Source organism: Robinsoniella peoriensis, from assembly GCF_000797495.1.
GTDB lineage: Bacteria > Bacillota > Clostridia > Lachnospirales > Lachnospiraceae > Robinsoniella > Robinsoniella peoriensis.
Genome location: NZ_JTGN01000015.1, coordinates 12714 through 29142 on the forward strand (window position 1 = coordinate 12714; position 16429 = coordinate 29142).

Sequence of the window (16429 nt, forward strand, 5' to 3'; positions counted from 1 at the left end):
GTCAACACTATTTCCATAATTAATTCTAATAAATTTTTAATATGATATTTATACTTGTTGACACTGTTAATTTTGTATATTATATATAATTTTCTGTTAATTTGAAAAGTCAGTTTTTTGTATAGATTTTCGGTATCCGCTGGGGGTGTATCCTACCTGTTTCTTAAAAAGCTTGGAAAAATAATTAACATCTGAGATTCCTACGTAGTATGCGATATCCTGCACCTGCATGTCTCCGGTATTTAACAGCTTTAATGCGGCATCTATGCGCTGTTTGTTTACATAATCTGTAAGGGTTCCTCCCGTTTCTTTTTTGAACAGGGAGGAGAGGTAACTGGGATTGACATTAAACAGCACTGCAATGTCTTTTAATCCAAGAGGGCTGCTCAGATTCAGATTAATATAATCAATTGCCTTTCTGATAATCGGGCTATGGTTTCTCAGGGACTGATTTCTGACCAGAATGCAGTATTTTCTGATCATCTCCAGATTTATATTTTCAATCTGCTTCGTTGAAATAGCTGATTCTATCTTCAGCGCATACCGGTGTGAGATTTCATCCAGATATATGGGATGGACGTAACTCGTCTCTGATGCTTTCCTCAAGAGGGTATTTAAAACGAAGGAGAGATTTTTTCTGTCTCTGAGCGGATCTTTGTTGCGCTGGGATATCCGGTAACTGGAAAAATTATGGTAGGCAATTACCGCCTCCTCCTGATTTCCCTTTTTTACCGCCTTTAAAAATTCATTTTCCTTATCATACCTCTCTTTTATTACATGGATGGAAAAATACATATCCGGTCCTGGAACAAAGGAATCCATGTTTTGACCCTTCTCCTGGTCTTCCAGAAATTCTATGCGGCAATCCTCTTCCTCCTGGTACAGAAAAGATGCCAGAATATGTAAGGCGGAAATTACCTTAGCATGATCTGCAATCTGAAGGACATTATAAAAGTTTTTAAGCGCTGTCATGGTACTTCCGGACAATTGGTTCTGGGCAATAACCTTTGTATAAAACCCTTCATCCGGATTCTCGGTGAGATATGGCCCAATGATTATATAGGGATAGTCTGACCCCTCAGGCAGCTTCATAAATATATAATAAAGCGAAAAGTTATCCGACAGACAATAGAATACTTTTTCTTCCATATAAACGGTATATCTCCCGAAATAGGCTTCGTAGTCAAAATCCGGATCCAGCATTTTACGAAGAGAGAGATCAATGCTTTCCCAGCCCTGCTCTGCGGGATCAAACAGCTGCGCCGGAACCCCTGCCGCTGCGCGTATCATATTTTTTGTAAACTGCAGTACATCTTTTATGTTCATAAGATTCTCCTTTTTTATAGGGTAAATTCCCGGCAGCCTTTAACCGCTTGTCCCAATATAAGTATCAAATTTATATTTAAACTTATTTTACCTAAAAATTTTACGGATTTCAATAAAAATTATCCTTAGGTAATTTCTGAATTTATGGTAATTTATATGCAAGAACCAGAGCACATTTGCACATGAAGGAGGAAATATATATGAATTCTATGTTATATCCAAAAACAAGCAGAACGCGCAGGATCGTCGATATGAACGGCCTTTGGAAGTTTTGTTTTGATCCTGAATCGGAAGGACTGAAAAACAACTGGAAAAATGGGCTTGATCCCAAACGCACCATGGAGATGCCTGTACCCGCAAGTTTTAATGATTTTTTTACAGACAAAGATTCCAGAGAATACACGGGTGACTTCTGGTATGAAACTTCGGTATTTGTTCCCGGAGAGTGGGAGGGGAAAAATATCGGCCTCCGTTTTGACTGTGCAACCCATCGTGCGGTTGTTTTTGTAAACGGTGAAAAAATCGCAACTCATGAAGGTGGCTTTCTTCCCTTTACCGCCAGAATAAATAAAGTTGTTAAGTGGAACGAACCCAACCGGGTTGTTGTCTGCCTCAATAACGAGTTAAGCTATACAACTCTGCCTGCAGGATCGACAAAGGTTTTCTCAGATGGAACAAAAATGTCGAAGCCTTTTTTTGACTTCTATAACTATGCAGGACTTCAGAGACCAGTACGTCTGGTGGTAACACCCAAAGATGAAATCGTTGATTTTTCTGTAAAACACAGCCTGGAAGGTTCTGACTCCATAACGGAATATAAGGTGACCGCAGACTCTGACAAAGAGATACTGATTCAGGTATATGACGAAAACCGGAAACTAGTTGCAACTGCATCCGGGGATAAAGGTGTCATTCGAATATCCAATGTACGGCTCTGGGAAGTCAGAGATGCTTATCTGTATACTTTCCGTATCTTATTAATGGATCAGGAGATGATTGCCGATGAGTATGAAGAAGAAATCGGTATTCGTACGATAGAGGTGAAGGACACTGATATTCTGGTCAACAGCAAACCTGTTTACTTAAAGGGATTTGGGAAACACGAAGACAGTGAAATCAATGGCAGGGGATTCAATCTCGCTGTAGTCAAAAGAGATTTTGAGCTGATGAAGTGGATTGGCGCCAATTCATTCCGCACCTCGCACTACCCCTATGCGGAAGAAATTATTCAGATGGCTGACCGGGAAGGATTCCTGGTTATTGATGAAGTTGCTGCAGTTGGATTCTTTGAAAGCCTGATGAACTTTATGGAAGCATCCACCGGAAAACAGACAGAGTTTTTTAGCCGGGAAATTGTGCAGACCGAGACAAAAGCAAATCACAAGGCAGCTCTTAGCGAACTTATTGCCCGTGATAAGAACCATGCCTGTGTAATTGCCTGGAGTCTGATGAATGAGCCGGAGACAACCAGCGAATCTGCTGTTCCTTATTTTAAAGAAATCTTCGACTTGGCAAGAGAACTGGATCCACAGAAACGTCCCCGGACTTTTGCAATGGTCATGAACTCTACTCCCAACGCCTGTAAATGCTATTCCTTCCCCGATATTCTTTCACTTAACCGCTATTATGGCTGGTACAACCGGGGCGGTTACGAAATGATGGAGGCAAAGGAAGCTTTCATCCGGGAAATGGACCAATGGCAGGAACTTGGTTTAAACAAACCCTTCCTCTTTACAGAATTCGGTGCGGATACAATGGCGGGAATCCACAAGCTTCCAAGCGTAATGTGGAGTGAAGAATATCAGGAAGAATATCTGCGTATGCAGTTTGAAGTCTTTGATTCTTATGATTTTGTAAAGGGCGAGCAGGTCTGGAATTTTGCGGACTTTCAGACTACAGAAGGCATTATGAGGGTAAACGGAAACAAAAAAGGTATTTTTACAAGAAACCGGCAGCCAAAAGCTGTTGCGTATGTTTTCAAAAAAAGGTGGGAGAGTCTTCCCCTGAACTATAAAAGTATCTTATAAATTATATAACAGAAAGGAAACAGGGGGTTTTGATATGACGCAGAAATTTGGATTAAAAGATAAAATCGGATATATGTTCGGAGATTTTGGAAATGACTTCTTTTTCATATTTGCCAGTAGTTTTCTGATGGTGTTCTACACCAAGGTACTTGGCATTGGCGCCGGAGCAGTTGGTACATTGTTCCTGGTAGCCCGCTTTATAGATGCTTTTACTGATATCAGCATGGGACGTCTCGTAGATATCCTGCTGCCTGCTAAAGACGGGAAATTCCGACCCTGGATACGGAGAATGTGTATTCCTGTAGTAATTGCAGGTACACTGCTGTTTGTTCCATGGATTGCTTCACTTCCCTATGGTGCCCGTCTGGTCTATATCTACATCACTTATATTTTATGGGGAAGCATTTGCTATACCGCCATTAACATCCCATATGGCTCCATGGCATCCGCACTTACTTCTAATCCCCTGGAACGCAGCGCTTTATCTACTTTTAGAAGTGTGGGTGCCGCCCTGGCAAACATTATCGTAAGCGTTGGCGTTCCACTTATTGTTTACCAGTACGATGCATCCGGGAACCAGGTTGTAATACCGCAGCGTTTCTTCATTATTGCCTGTGTATTCGCTGTTGCTGCACTCATTTGCTATATTCTCTGTTATAAACTGACCAATGAACGTGTTGTAATCTCATCTGAGAAAAAGGAAAAGGTTGGTTTTGCAAAGACTGTCACTGCACTGGCTCGTAATAAAAGCCTCCTTGCCATTATTGGTGCCGCTATTGTACTTCTGCTTTCGATGCTGCTTGCACAGAGCATGAACACTTATCTGTTTATGGATTACTTTAAAAATAAATCAGCCATGTCCGTTGCAGGTTTCTTTAACGCTGCCGCCACTTTGGTACTTGCGCCCTTTTCCACAAAAATCATTAAACGTTTTGGGAAAAAAGAAGCTTCTTCCATTGCTGTATTGTTTGCCGCTGTAATGTATTTTATTATGTTCTTTGTCCGTTTTACCAACCCCTGGATCTTCTGTGTCTTCATTGCTCTCGGAAACCTGGGAACCGGATTATTCAATCTGATGATCTGGGCATTTATCACCGATATTATTGATTATCAGGAAGTCCGGTCCGGAAGCCGTGATGACGGAACCGTATACGCTGTATATTCCTTTGCCAGAAAAATAGGGCAGGCGCTTGCCGGCGGACTGGGCGGATGGACACTGGCTGCAATCGGATATCAGTCATCTGTTGGAGGGGAAACTGTAGTTCAAACCACCAGTGTAGTTAATAACATCTATTCCGTGGCAACTCTTGCCCCCGCTGTATGCTATCTCATTGTGGGACTGATTCTGCTGTTCTGGTATCCGTTAACAAAAAAGAAAGTGCTGGAAAACAGCCGTATCCTGGAGGAACGCAGATCTCAAAATACAAATGCCTGATATTACAGGCAGACAAGGAGCTACCATGGTTTATACAGAAATGAACAGTGGATTTCAAAAAAGAAAGGACTATCTGGTATGTGTGGATTCTGACGGATGCGCTATGGACACTATGGATATCAAGCATACCGCATGTTTTGGTCCCTGTATGATAGCCGAGTGGAATCTCACCCCTTTTAGAGCAGAACTGCTCAGGCGCTGGAATCAGATTAACCTCTATACCGTGACAAGAGGCATTAACCGTTTTAAGGGGCTTAGCAAAATGCTTCAGGAGGTAAACACCTCTTATTCCCGGGTTGAAAATATAGATGCTCTTGTCCGGTGGGTGGAGGAAGCCAGTGAACTGTCCAACCGTTCACTGGCAAATGCAATAAATGAGAATAACAGCCCGATTCTAAAAAAAGCATATGCCTGGTCACACGCTGTGAATCAGGCAATCGCCAAACTGCCCCGGGAGCAGATAAAACCTTTTGCAGGTGTTAACCGGGCTCTGGCAGCTGCCCATCCGTGGGCAGATATCGCCGTTGTCTCTTCTGCAAACCGAAAAGCCGTTGAGGATGAATGGTCCAGATACAATTTGATTGAACATACTGACCTGGTTCTGGCACAGGATGCCGGCACAAAAACACACTGCATTAAAGAGCTATGCCAAAAAGGCTATTCACCGGAAAACATCATTATGATTGGCGATGCCCCCGGTGACGCTGACGCTGCACTGGATAACGGAGTTCTTTATTTTCCCATTCTGGTGCGGCAGGAGCAAAAATCCTGGGAAACATTCCTTCATACAGCCCTTCCGAAATTTCTGGACGGCACCTATCAGGGAAAATACCAGCAGTCACTTTTAAAAGCTTTCTACGATAATCTATCTGAATAATAGGAGGAGCAAATGGTAAACTTAAAAGAAAAGCCTTATTATCTATCCGAAGAGGACATCCGCTGGGTAGAAGAAACAATACAAAATATGACGGATGAAGAAAAAACCGGACAACTTTTTGTAAATATGGTTACTGACCGTGATCCGTCAGCATTAAAAGAAGTTCTAAACCGCTATCATGTAGGTGCAATCCGGTATCACAATGCTTCAAAAGAAGAAATCTATGAGCAGAATAAAGTCCTCCAGGAAAACACAAAGATTCCACTCCTGATTGCCTCCAACTGCGAGGCCGGCGGTAACGGGGGTGTTGATGGAGGTACCTCCATTGCAAACGGTGCTGCCGTTGCAGCTGCCGATGATGAAGAACTTGCCTATGAGGTGGCAAAGATTGGCGCCCTGGAGAGCACAGCTATTGGCTGCAACTGGAATTTTGCGCCCATTGTGGATCTTCTCTATAACTGGAGGAATACCATTGTACAGCTTCGAGCATTTAACAACAGCCCTGATGACACCATCCGGTATGCCAGAGCGTTCCACAAAGGTACCAGAACACAGAATATCGCTACCTGCTGTAAGCATTTTCCAGGCGATGGTACGGAGGAAAATGACCAGCATCTGTTAATGGGCATTAACAATATGACCTGTGAAGAATGGGATGAGACTTATGGAAAAGTCTATAAAACATTGATAGATGATGGCGTTATGACCATAATGGCAGGACATATTGCCCTCCCTGCCTACAGCAAAAAACTGTGTCCCTCCATGCAAGATAAAGATATTCTCCCGGCAACACTGGCTCCTGAACTAATTAACGGACTGTTAAAAGATAAATTAGGATTTAACGGGCTTGTGGTAACCGATGCCTCACACATGATCGGCATGTATGCAGCAATGCCCCGCCGGGAACAGGTACCGGGAGCAATTGCCGCAGGCTGTGATATGTATCTGTTCTTCAACGATATGGAAGAAGACTTTGGCTACATGCTGGAGGGTTACCGCAAAGGCATTATTACCGAAGACCGGATGAACGACGCACTCCACCGCATTTTAGGTATTAAGGCCGCACTGGGACTGCACAAACGTCAGGCCTGCGGTTCTCTGGTACCTCCACGGGATGAACTTTCTGTTGTAGGAAGCGAAGAACACCACAGGGCCGCGGTACTGGCGGCGGACAAATTTATTACTCTGGTAAAGGATACCGGGCATTATCTCCCCGTAACCCCTGACAAATACAAGCGGATAAAGCTGGTATTTATATCAGGTGAAGGTACGGTAATTGCCGGGAAATTAACTGCTGATAACAGCGATGAGATTAAGAAGAATCTGATCCGGATATTAGAATCCAAAGGTTTTGAGGCAGACGGGGAAACACCTCCCCAAAAGGGTAAAATGGAAGATTTCAAGAGTAAATATGATGCCTGCCTGGTTGTGATGAATGTGGTTGGTTTTGCACAGTATAATACCATGCGCATTAAATGGGCTAATCCCTGCGACCAGCCCTGGTATGTCTCGGAAATACCTACGGTCTTTTTATCCCTTGGCTTTACCAATCACCTGATTGACGTTCCTATGGCAAAAACATATATCAATTCCTATCTCAACTCAGATGAAGCCATAAATGCAGCAATAGAAAAAATGATGGGAATATCAGAATTCAAAGGACGTTACAACGAAAATGTATTTTGTGAAAGATGGGATACACGGATCTGAGTCCGGAGGAGGTCTGAAAAAAAGTGAATATATCTCCTTTCTTTCCAAAATTTTAAAAAGATGTCTGCACATACTTTTTTGTGCTATAATCTAACATATCAATTTACTAAATAAAGGGGATGTTTTCATGAATCTGATAGATGCAGTTTCTTCTCTGCAGCTTTTTAAACGAAAAGAAACACCAAAAAAACTAACTACCGTTTGGGGCGAACAGCTTGACCCGGAGCACGTATTAGAGGAATATCCACGTCCACAGCTTAAGAGGAATGCCTGGATTAATTTGAATGGCTATTGGAATTACCGGATTACGAAAGAAAAGAAATATCCCGGCAACATAAAGGATCAGATTCTGGTGCCTTTTTCCCCGGAAGCAAGCCTTTCCCAGGTAAACCATATGCTTTTGCCTGATGAATATCTGTGGTATGAAAAAAGTTTTGATTTGGAGGACTTTCCCTCCCGGTATCCGGATAAACGGCTTATACTCCATTTTGGTGCAGTGGACCAGACCTGTGCTGTCTGGTGCAATAAAAAATTTGTATGCAGCCATCGGGGTGGCTATCTGCCATTTTCAGCAGAACTCACACCCTATCTGCGCCAGGGTGTAAATACAATTACGGTAAGAGTACAGGATGAAACGGATACTTCCTTTCAAAGCCGAGGAAAGCAGACCTTACGTCCGGGCGGTATGTTCTATACTCCGCAGAGCGGAATCTGGCAGACGGTGTGGATGGAATGGGTGCCCGAAAATTATATAACAGAGTTAAGCATTACGCCGCTGTTTGATGAATCTTCCGCTATCGTGGAAATTACAATGAAGGAGGACTCTTCCTGCGAAAAGAAAATTGAAGTGTACGCAGATGGCAGAGAAGTGTACTCCGGGCAAACAAAGTCAGGCATACTTTCTATTCCCATCCGTGATCTTCGTCCATGGTCACCGGAGTCACCTTTCCTATACGATCTTACAATTACAGCCGGAAATGACAGCATATGCAGTTACTTCGCAATGCGCAAATTTTCTGCCCGTACGGATTCTAAGGGAATTCCCAGACTCTGCCTGAACAATCAGCCTTATTTTCAAAACGGGGTCCTGGATCAGGGCTACTGGCCCGACGGCTTGTACACGCCCCCTTCTGACGATGCCATGATCTTCGACATACAGTCTATGAGGGATCTGGGATTTAATATGATCCGCAAGCATATTAAAATAGAACCCCTGCGCTGGTACTACCACTGTGACCGTCTGGGAATGATTGTCTGGCAGGACATCGTAAATGGAGGCGGACGCTCTTATCTCACTTTTTTGTGCTACCTGCCCACACTTCTTCCTTTTGTAACCGCACATTTTAAAGACAGCCATTATAAACTGTTTTCGCGCTGTGATGCAAAAGGAAAGAAACTCTGGCTGCGGGAATGCAAATCCACAGTCCGGCATCTCTATAACTGCCCCTGTATTGGTCTGTGGACTGCTTTTAACGAAGGATGGGGACAATTTGATGCCGTAAAGGTCACAAATCTTATTCACTCTCTGGACAATACCCGTCCGGTAGATCATGCAAGCGGCTGGTATGACCAGCACTGTGGTGATATCAAAAGCGTTCACAACTACTTCCGCCCCATCAAGGCAGCGCTTGACAGCAGGCCTTTTGTATTATCTGAGTATGGCGGTTATATCTGCCATATACCGGAACATTCCTATTCAAAGCAGGTATTTGGTTATTTAAAATGCAAGGACACCCATGAGTTTACCCGTAAGTTTTATGACGTCATGAAGGAAATCAAAGAAGCCAATAAAGAAGGACTCTGCGCCGCAGTTTATACACAGGTCTCAGATGTAGAAGAAGAGGCCAACGGATTGTTCACCTACGACCGCAAGGTATGTAAAGTGACCGATACCCCCCATGTCCAGAAGCAGCGGTAATGATATATCCTGCACCAATAGTCGTCTATTATAATTACTTATATAAAGAATCCTGTACAGCAAAAAAGCGGTAGTTTCACTGATAACAGTCAAACCACCGCTTTTTCATATATTTTTCATGCCTGTTTCTTATATAATATCTACTATCTTTGTTCCATGAATTTCTTTAAATCCCAGCTTCTGATGCAGTTCTTCTACATTTGCGCTGGTAACTCCGCCGCCCGGCATGATAATAATTCTTTCCCCTGCATAATCCAGCAGTCTTTTTAAGTTATCCACATTGTCCCCGATTTTGGTGCCGCCTTTTCCACCATGGGTCAGAATCCTGTCCACATGATGTGCGCAAAGCCAGTCAATGGCTTTTGGCTGAAGATCATAAGGAATCTGGTCAAATGCCATATGGAAGGTCACCAGAAGGCCTTCTGCTTCAGCCAGCAATACTTCCAGCATTTCCTCATCCAGCCAGCAGTCTTCTGTCAGCGCACCAATAACAATACCTGCTGCCCCGGCTTCTTTTGCAATTTCTATATCCCTTAACATCATCTTTAATTCTATGTCATTATAGTGAAAATTTCCTTTTCTGGGTCTGATGATACACATAACAGGAATATTTTTTTCTTTTCCCAGATTTATCGCCGCCTCCATTACACCCAGGCTTACGGTGGTCCCCCCCTCTGCCAGATTATCACAGAGTTCTATGCGGTTACCTCCATTTTTAATTGCATTTGGTATATCCGTGTAATTTTCCACACATACTTCTTTTATCATTTTATCCAATTGTATTACAGGCTTGTACAGCAATTCATATCGCTTAAATTTACAATAGCGTGTCTGAAAGCGTGTTTAAAAGTCTGCATAACATCCTTTCCATTTAATTTTTATGCGCACGCTCACTGATCATCTCCAGCGCTCCTGCATCCAGCGTAATTTCATCTAAATCATTTATATTATCCAGCACATCATCCAGCATATAGGAGAATGCCTCTGCACCTTCAAGTTCTACGTTTTCATCGTCGTCATCATCTTTTCTTGCAAAAAATCCCATGCTAAATTCCTCCTGATTATTGATATTTTATTACTATTTTAAACTGAATTGTAACACAGGCATTTCCTAAATTCAATGTAAAACCTGTGAACTTTTTATTATCTTACACAAATACTTGATTCTATTTGTATTATATATTATAATACAAATAATACATAATCGTATATAGAAACCGTATGAGTAAAATAACAAAGGAGGGTTCACATGCTTATAACATTAGACTTTTCCAGCTCTGTCCCCATCTATGTCCAGCTGCGCAATCAAATCGTAATGGGTATCGGGAAAGGACACCTTAAAATTGGTGAATCCCTTCCCACTGTCCGCCAGCTTGCACAGGATGCGGGGGTCAACACTATGACGGTAAATAAAACGTATCAGATATTAAAACAGGAAGGCTATATTGAAATTGACCGCAGGCACGGTGCCAAGGTGTCATCCTGCCTGGATATGAATCAGGAATTTGAAGAAAAACTGACTTATGAACTGGAGCTGCTAAGCGCCCAGGCTGCATTAAAAGGCTATGGTAAAGCAGAATTTATGGATATTTGCAGCCGGATGTTTGATGAAATGCATGTGACTGCATGTGAAGGGAGCGCACTATGATGATGACAATTATTATATTATTTTGCAGTATTACAATTCTGGCTGCCTGCCATTTCACCTATAAGTCTGCTGCAAAATATAACGGGAATCTGCTGCTGGGTGTAACACTGCCTGCATACGAAGCGCAGTCCGTTGAAGTTATGGCGATTGTATCCGCTTTTAAAAAAGCACTGAATCTTCATTCCTTGATCGGAGCATTACTTCATATTCCCATTTTTATTATATTATGGTTCTCCTACATGTCAGTATTTTTGATTCTGTATATACTGTGGTGTGTTTATTACATGGGCGGCTGTATGTATCTCTATAAAAAGTACTTTTTACAGCTTTATAATATGAAAAAGGAAAAGAATTGGTTTAGCGGTGAAAAACTTCATATAGCAGTCATTGACTCCCGTGTAAGTGCAGCAAAAGACAAAATGCCAGTAACCGCCTGGTGGTTTGTTCCTGCATTTCTCATCTGTCTGATTCCGATTTTATATCCCGGAGGACTTTCCTATTTCCAATCAGGTCTCGGTGGCTTTTTTCTTTTTCTGCTGCCATTTTTGCTGAAAATTCTTTTTCTTATTTTATACAAAGCCTTTGCCAAAAGAAGAACTGTCACCTATAGCAAAGACTCAGACCTTAACATGGCCTGCAACAAAATGACAAAACGCTGCTGGTCCATATGCTGGATTCTGATTGCCATCATCGATTCTCTGTCTTTCCTGGTGCTGGACTGGATTATCCTGTCAGACCGTTTTCAAAGCACCTTTCTCTTCACAGCTTACATCCTGATACAGTCCCTGTGTATCTTAATCCTGCTGTATAGTGCATCTTACGTACGTAAACAGAGAATTTTACTGCTTTCTTCCGATAAGGAACCTCTGATGGTTGATGAGGATGACTACTGGAAAACGGGGTCATACAACAATCCCAACGACAACAGCCTGATTGCTCCCTGCCGCTACGGATCTAATCTTTCGTTTAACATGGCGCGGCCTGCTGCCAGAGTTATTACAGGCGGCCTTTATGTTTTCACTGCCGCTCTTTGTATCTGGCTGAGTGTAGTATTTCTGCGGTTTGATTTTATTCCCTTCGATCTGCAGATTAAGGGAGAAACTGTATTCATTACGGCTGCGGAATATGATATACAGTTTCCATTATCCGAAGTGCAGGAAATAGAGTTAACCGACCAGGCTCCACAGGGATCTTACTACAAAAATAATGGTGTGAACGCACAGCAATACTTTTTGGGGAATTTTAAATACAAGGAATATGGGCAATGTAAAATGTATTACTACCGTGGCTGCACGCCTGTTATCAAAATTAAGACGGATCAGTATACCGTATTTTTTAATACGAAAGAAAGCAGTAAAACAAAATCAGTCTATCTAAAATTAGAGACGGCTATGGGGAATTAGAATTGAAAAAAGCGGAGGATCTATTTTTCCTCCGCTTCCTTAGATTTTTTAATTTCTTTAGATTTTTTAATTTCTTTAGATTTTTTAATTCCCTTAAATTTTGTGATTCCCTTAGATTTTGTGATTCCCTTACAATATGGAAGCCAATCATTATGGAGAGTATTAATTATATAGAAGGTATTATTTCACTTTCACTTGCTTCTTTGCGCTGTAATTGGTGTAAACCTTCTTTCCGTCAATTGTCTTATAAGCTCTTATACGCACAAAGTACGTCTTTTTGCTCTTAAGCTTTTTAATTGTCTTTACCGAAGCTCTTGTACCCTTCACAGTAAGCGTTTTCTTTCCCTTGAAGTTAGACTTAACAGCATATTGGATTTGATATCCATCTGCGCCCTTTACCCTCTTCCAGGTGATCTTTGCTTGTTTTTTCTTTGAACTACTGGCTGTTTTAATAGTTGCCTTTACATCTTCAAATTTTGTCTTCGCCAGGAGGTTTTCCATTTCTTTTTTCAGTTGACGCGCTTCTCCCAGAGCTTTTTCTGCTTCTGCTGCCTTTGCCTCTGCAATTTTTCGGGCTTCCTCTGCTTTTGCCTGAGCCTTCACAGCATCTTCCTTAGCTGCAATAGCTGCATCTTTCGCCGCTTCAGCCAGCTTCACCTGAGCCTCTGCGGACTCTACTGCCTTGTCTGCTGCATTTTTAGATTCTACTGCCGTATTTTTTGCCTGTAATGCTGCATCACGTGCTTCCTCTGCCTTCTTCTGGGCATCTATGGATCCATTCATGGCATCCTCTGCAGTCCTCTGGGCATCCTCTGCCATGGTTTTTGCATTCTCTGCTGCAGTTTGAGCTGTCTCTGCCAGTCCTTTTGCTGTCTCTGCATCCTTCTTAGCCTGTTCTGCCGCAACTTTTGCCAATCCTGCAGCTGCACTGTTCTCTCCGGATGTCTGCACCGCATTTTCTGCTTTCTTTTGTGCTTCCTCTGCTAATTTCTGTGCTGTCTCCGCTGATGTCTGTGCTTCTTCTGCCGCTGCCCGGGCTTCCTCTGCTGCCATACGGGCTTCTTCTGCCGCCTTCTGCGCTTCCTGTGCAGCGATCACTGCCGCATTTGATTTGGACTGGATCTCAAAGCTGTAGCTTCCTGCTTCCAGCTCAAATTTCGCACAGTCAGCTCCGTTTCTCGTCTCTCTTCCTGCGTAAACTGCGCCCTCCGGCAGTGCGAGGCTTTCCACCTGATTTTTATCCAGATTCAGATATAAGGTAGCGGTTGTATTAGCGGGTACTACTGCTGTATAAGAATTCATTTCTCCCTGATCCGAGGTCCACAGGCTTTCAATGGTACCATACATAGAGTCGTAGGAACCATTTACAAAGTCGATACGTCCCTCAGGATCTGCAGTCGGCTGCAGAATAAAATGTTTATAACCCGGATTTGCTTCGTCACTCTTAATACCAGCCATATAATTATACATCCATTCTACGCTGACACCGTATGAGTAGTGGTTGAAGGAGTTCATGGAGCTGTCACCATATCCGTCTTTTACAGAATAAGAATTCCATCTCTCCCAGGTGGTTGTTGCACCATTTTTCACTGCGTACAGCCAGGATGGGTCTGTATCCTGCAGCATTAATGTGTAAGCTACATCGCCATATCCAAGATCCGTCAGGATCGGGAGGATTACGTTTACTCCCAGAAAACCAACAGACAGTGTATCTTCATCCTGACCCGGACGAATCTTGCCGTCTTTGTTTTCTATGTTAATGAGAAGATTTTTGATAAACGCATCTCTCATTTCATCGTTAGTGTAAAGGTTCAGCTTCAGTGCCCACAGAAGACCTGTCTGGGCATTGTCAGCCGACATTTTTGGCTTTGCAAACGGTAATACGAAGTCGTCCTTATTATCTGTCAGAAGATTGTAATTTTCATCTACATAAGTTGCAATAAATGATTCCTTCAGTTCTTCATATTTTCCTCTGTACTGCTCTGCTTTATCTGCTCTGCCGGTAAGCTGAGACATCTTCTCCATCAGAACACAGTCATAAATCTCATATACCACGTTCATAACAGGCAGCCTGGTGCCACAGTAAGCCAGCCAGTCACCGTAAAGCATCGTATTGTATTCACCAGCTGCCATATAAGCGTCCATCTGATCATAGCTGTTCTCAATAAAGCTGATATCACCTGTCTGCTGATACATTACCCATGGAATAATAATTCCTGCATCGCTCCATCCACAGTATTTACTGTCCACAGCACGATTCTTTGGCATAACATCTGCATAGAAATTGTTGGAGTTTTCTGCATAATCATTCATGATATCAATATAATTTTCCAGGAATGCATTTACATCGAAGTTTAGTGTTGCTGACTGGGCAAACAACTGCGCATCTCCTGTCCATCCTGCACGCTCATTACGCTGGGGGCAGTCTATGGGAATAGACAGATAATTACCCATTTCACTCCAAATGGTATTTTCTACGAAACGGTTTAAGTCGGAATCTGAAGTTGTGATATAACCGGTTCGATCGCTTACAGATGTAATCACACGTCCTCTTAAACTGTGAAGGGTGATATCTTTTGTTGCAGAAACCTCCACATAACGAAATCCCCGGTAAGTAAAGGTCTGCTGGTATTCTTCTTTGTCTTCGCCTGTCATCGTATAGATATCCGTACACTGGGCTGAGCGCAGAGCAATCCGGTATAGTGATCCATCCGGACCGTCACTTCCCATAGGGCCGTTATTGTCATCGGATACGTAGTCACTGTCACGGCCATCATTGAGGGCTTCTGCAAAGCGGAAGGTCACCTCCGTATCTTTGGAACCGCTCATCACGGCGTTCGTAAGTCCAACCATGTTCTGTCCCATATCCAGGATCAGCTTGTCACCGGCTTTGATGGTGATGTCATTGTCCACATTTACATCTTCCCTTACAACCTCACCGTAGGTCAATCCTTCGCTTGTGCCGGTTGCATTAAGGATATTTGCCGGATCATAAGTGTAGCCGGCAATTGGTTTCTGCTCATACTCATCACGAATAACTGCTGCTGCCTTAGAGTTTGGATGCAGTTCACCGCTGTATTCAGTGACATCTGCCGCATTCCATCCACTATCCTGATAGCCAGCTTCATTCCAGCCGCTGATTTTTGCCGCAATATTTGCATCATAGTGTTCACCGTTCCAGAAATCATCGTAGGTATACGGGCTGTCCTGGGAAACTTTCCAGTCTGTATCCGTATTTACTACCGTACTGGTTCCATCGTCGTAGGTAACTACCAATTTCCCCAAAATCCCTCTTTCACTGGCTTTATCATCAGGTCCAAAGACAGCTGCGAAGTTGGACTGATATGCTGTCTGATACCAGCCTCCCCCTACGGCTACTCCGATAGCATTGTTACCGTTCTGCACCAGATCTGTTACGTCATAAGTTTGGTAATTGGCATAGTGTTCATATGCTGTCCACCCAGGATTGAAAATATCATCCACATTAGAATTTACTTCCCGGCCATTTATGTAAGCCTGATATATACCCATTGCAGTCATATACAGCCGTGCAGAAACAATTGTTTTGGAACTGTCCAGTGCCATCTCTTTACGAAACAGCGGAGCCGCCTGATTAGCTCCCCCTGCGTACAGCCACCGGGCTCCGTCTATGCTTCCGGCAGTTTCAAAGTACGCGGGATCCGATACAGCGGTATTGCCGTCCTTATCTGTAATGGTTACCGTCCAGTAGTATCTGGCAGCATCCTGCAGCGCAGTATTTCCGCCGTATGGGATTCCTACAGATTCGGAACCGTCTACTTTACCGCTGTCCCAGACAATTGCTCCATCAGCACTTCCCTCACATACAACAATCTGGTAGGCAGTCTGTGCCGCACCCGTATCAGATGAAGTCATTGCCCAGCTAAACTTTACATCCTCCTTTGCCAGACCAACGGGATTCACCATATAGTCTACTTTTGCATTTACCACCTGCGTGTCTTCTGCTGCAAACGCTATTGCCGGCATAGATCCAAATGCACTGGTTGCAGTCATCGTAGCAGCCAGGAATATAGCTGCAAGTTTCTTTTTCTTCATAAGAATAATTC

Annotated in this window: 11 protein-coding genes; 7 read left to right on the forward strand and 4 right to left on the reverse strand. The window is 43.1% G+C overall.

What is annotated here, in order from left to right:
- Positions 1-96: 96 nt before the first annotated feature.
- Complete coding sequence (locus QR40_RS24195) at positions 97-1326, reverse strand: AraC family transcriptional regulator (protein ID WP_044297126.1); 1230 nt, start codon at positions 1324-1326, stop codon at positions 97-99.
- A gap of 200 nt (positions 1327-1526) precedes the next feature.
- Here QR40_RS24195 and uidA point away from each other — a divergent pair, with 200 nt between their 5' ends.
- The 5 genes from uidA to QR40_RS24220 all read left to right on the forward strand — a co-directional run bounded on the left by uidA (position 1527) and on the right by QR40_RS24220 (position 9293).
- A complete protein-coding gene (uidA, locus tag QR40_RS24200) occupies positions 1527-3353 on the forward strand; it encodes a beta-glucuronidase (RefSeq protein ID WP_152614271.1) in 1827 nt (608 codons plus the stop codon).
- 34 nt (positions 3354-3387) lie between these two features.
- Positions 3388-4788, forward strand: a complete 1401-nt coding sequence (locus QR40_RS24205) for an MFS transporter (protein ID WP_044297129.1) — start codon at positions 3388-3390, stop codon at positions 4786-4788.
- A gap of 25 nt (positions 4789-4813) precedes the next feature.
- Positions 4814-5665, forward strand: a complete 852-nt coding sequence (locus tag QR40_RS24210) for an HAD family hydrolase (protein ID WP_044297207.1) — start codon at positions 4814-4816, stop codon at positions 5663-5665.
- A 12-nt stretch (positions 5666-5677) separates the two neighbouring features.
- Positions 5678-7375, forward strand: coding sequence for a glycoside hydrolase family 3 protein (locus QR40_RS24215; protein WP_044297130.1), 1698 nt, complete (start codon positions 5678-5680; stop codon positions 7373-7375).
- Positions 7376-7502: 127 nt separating this feature from the next.
- Positions 7503-9293: a glycoside hydrolase family 2 protein gene (locus QR40_RS24220; RefSeq protein ID WP_044297131.1), complete on the forward strand. Its 1791-nt coding sequence runs from the start codon at positions 7503-7505 to the stop codon at positions 9291-9293.
- A 129-nt stretch (positions 9294-9422) separates the two neighbouring features.
- Here QR40_RS24220 and QR40_RS24225 read toward each other — a convergent pair whose 3' ends face one another.
- Both QR40_RS24225 and QR40_RS31950 read right to left on the reverse strand, forming a co-directional pair.
- A complete protein-coding gene (locus QR40_RS24225) occupies positions 9423-10061 on the reverse strand; it encodes a copper homeostasis protein CutC (protein WP_027295342.1) in 639 nt (212 codons plus the stop codon).
- A 103-nt stretch (positions 10062-10164) separates the two neighbouring features.
- The gene (locus QR40_RS31950) at positions 10165-10338 is read right to left on the reverse strand and encodes a hypothetical protein (protein WP_156042980.1); all 174 of its coding nucleotides are present in this window, start codon (positions 10336-10338) and stop codon (positions 10165-10167) included.
- A gap of 204 nt (positions 10339-10542) precedes the next feature.
- Between QR40_RS31950 and QR40_RS24230 the strand changes: the two genes are divergently transcribed.
- Both QR40_RS24230 and QR40_RS24235 read left to right on the forward strand, forming a co-directional pair.
- Positions 10543-10941 carry a GntR family transcriptional regulator gene (locus QR40_RS24230; protein ID WP_027295343.1) on the forward strand — a complete coding sequence of 133 codons (399 nt, stop codon included), beginning with the start codon at positions 10543-10545 and terminating at the stop codon, positions 10939-10941.
- Positions 10938-12344, forward strand: coding sequence for a PH domain-containing protein (locus QR40_RS24235; RefSeq protein ID WP_152614272.1), 1407 nt, complete (start codon positions 10938-10940; stop codon positions 12342-12344). The genes QR40_RS24230 and QR40_RS24235 overlap by 4 nt, the downstream gene beginning before the upstream one ends.
- A 180-nt stretch (positions 12345-12524) precedes the next feature.
- Here QR40_RS24235 and QR40_RS30290 read toward each other — a convergent pair whose 3' ends face one another.
- Positions 12525-16418, reverse strand: coding sequence for an alpha-L-rhamnosidase (locus QR40_RS30290; protein ID WP_052431037.1), 3894 nt, complete (start codon positions 16416-16418; stop codon positions 12525-12527).
- Positions 16419-16429 lie beyond the last annotated feature (11 nt).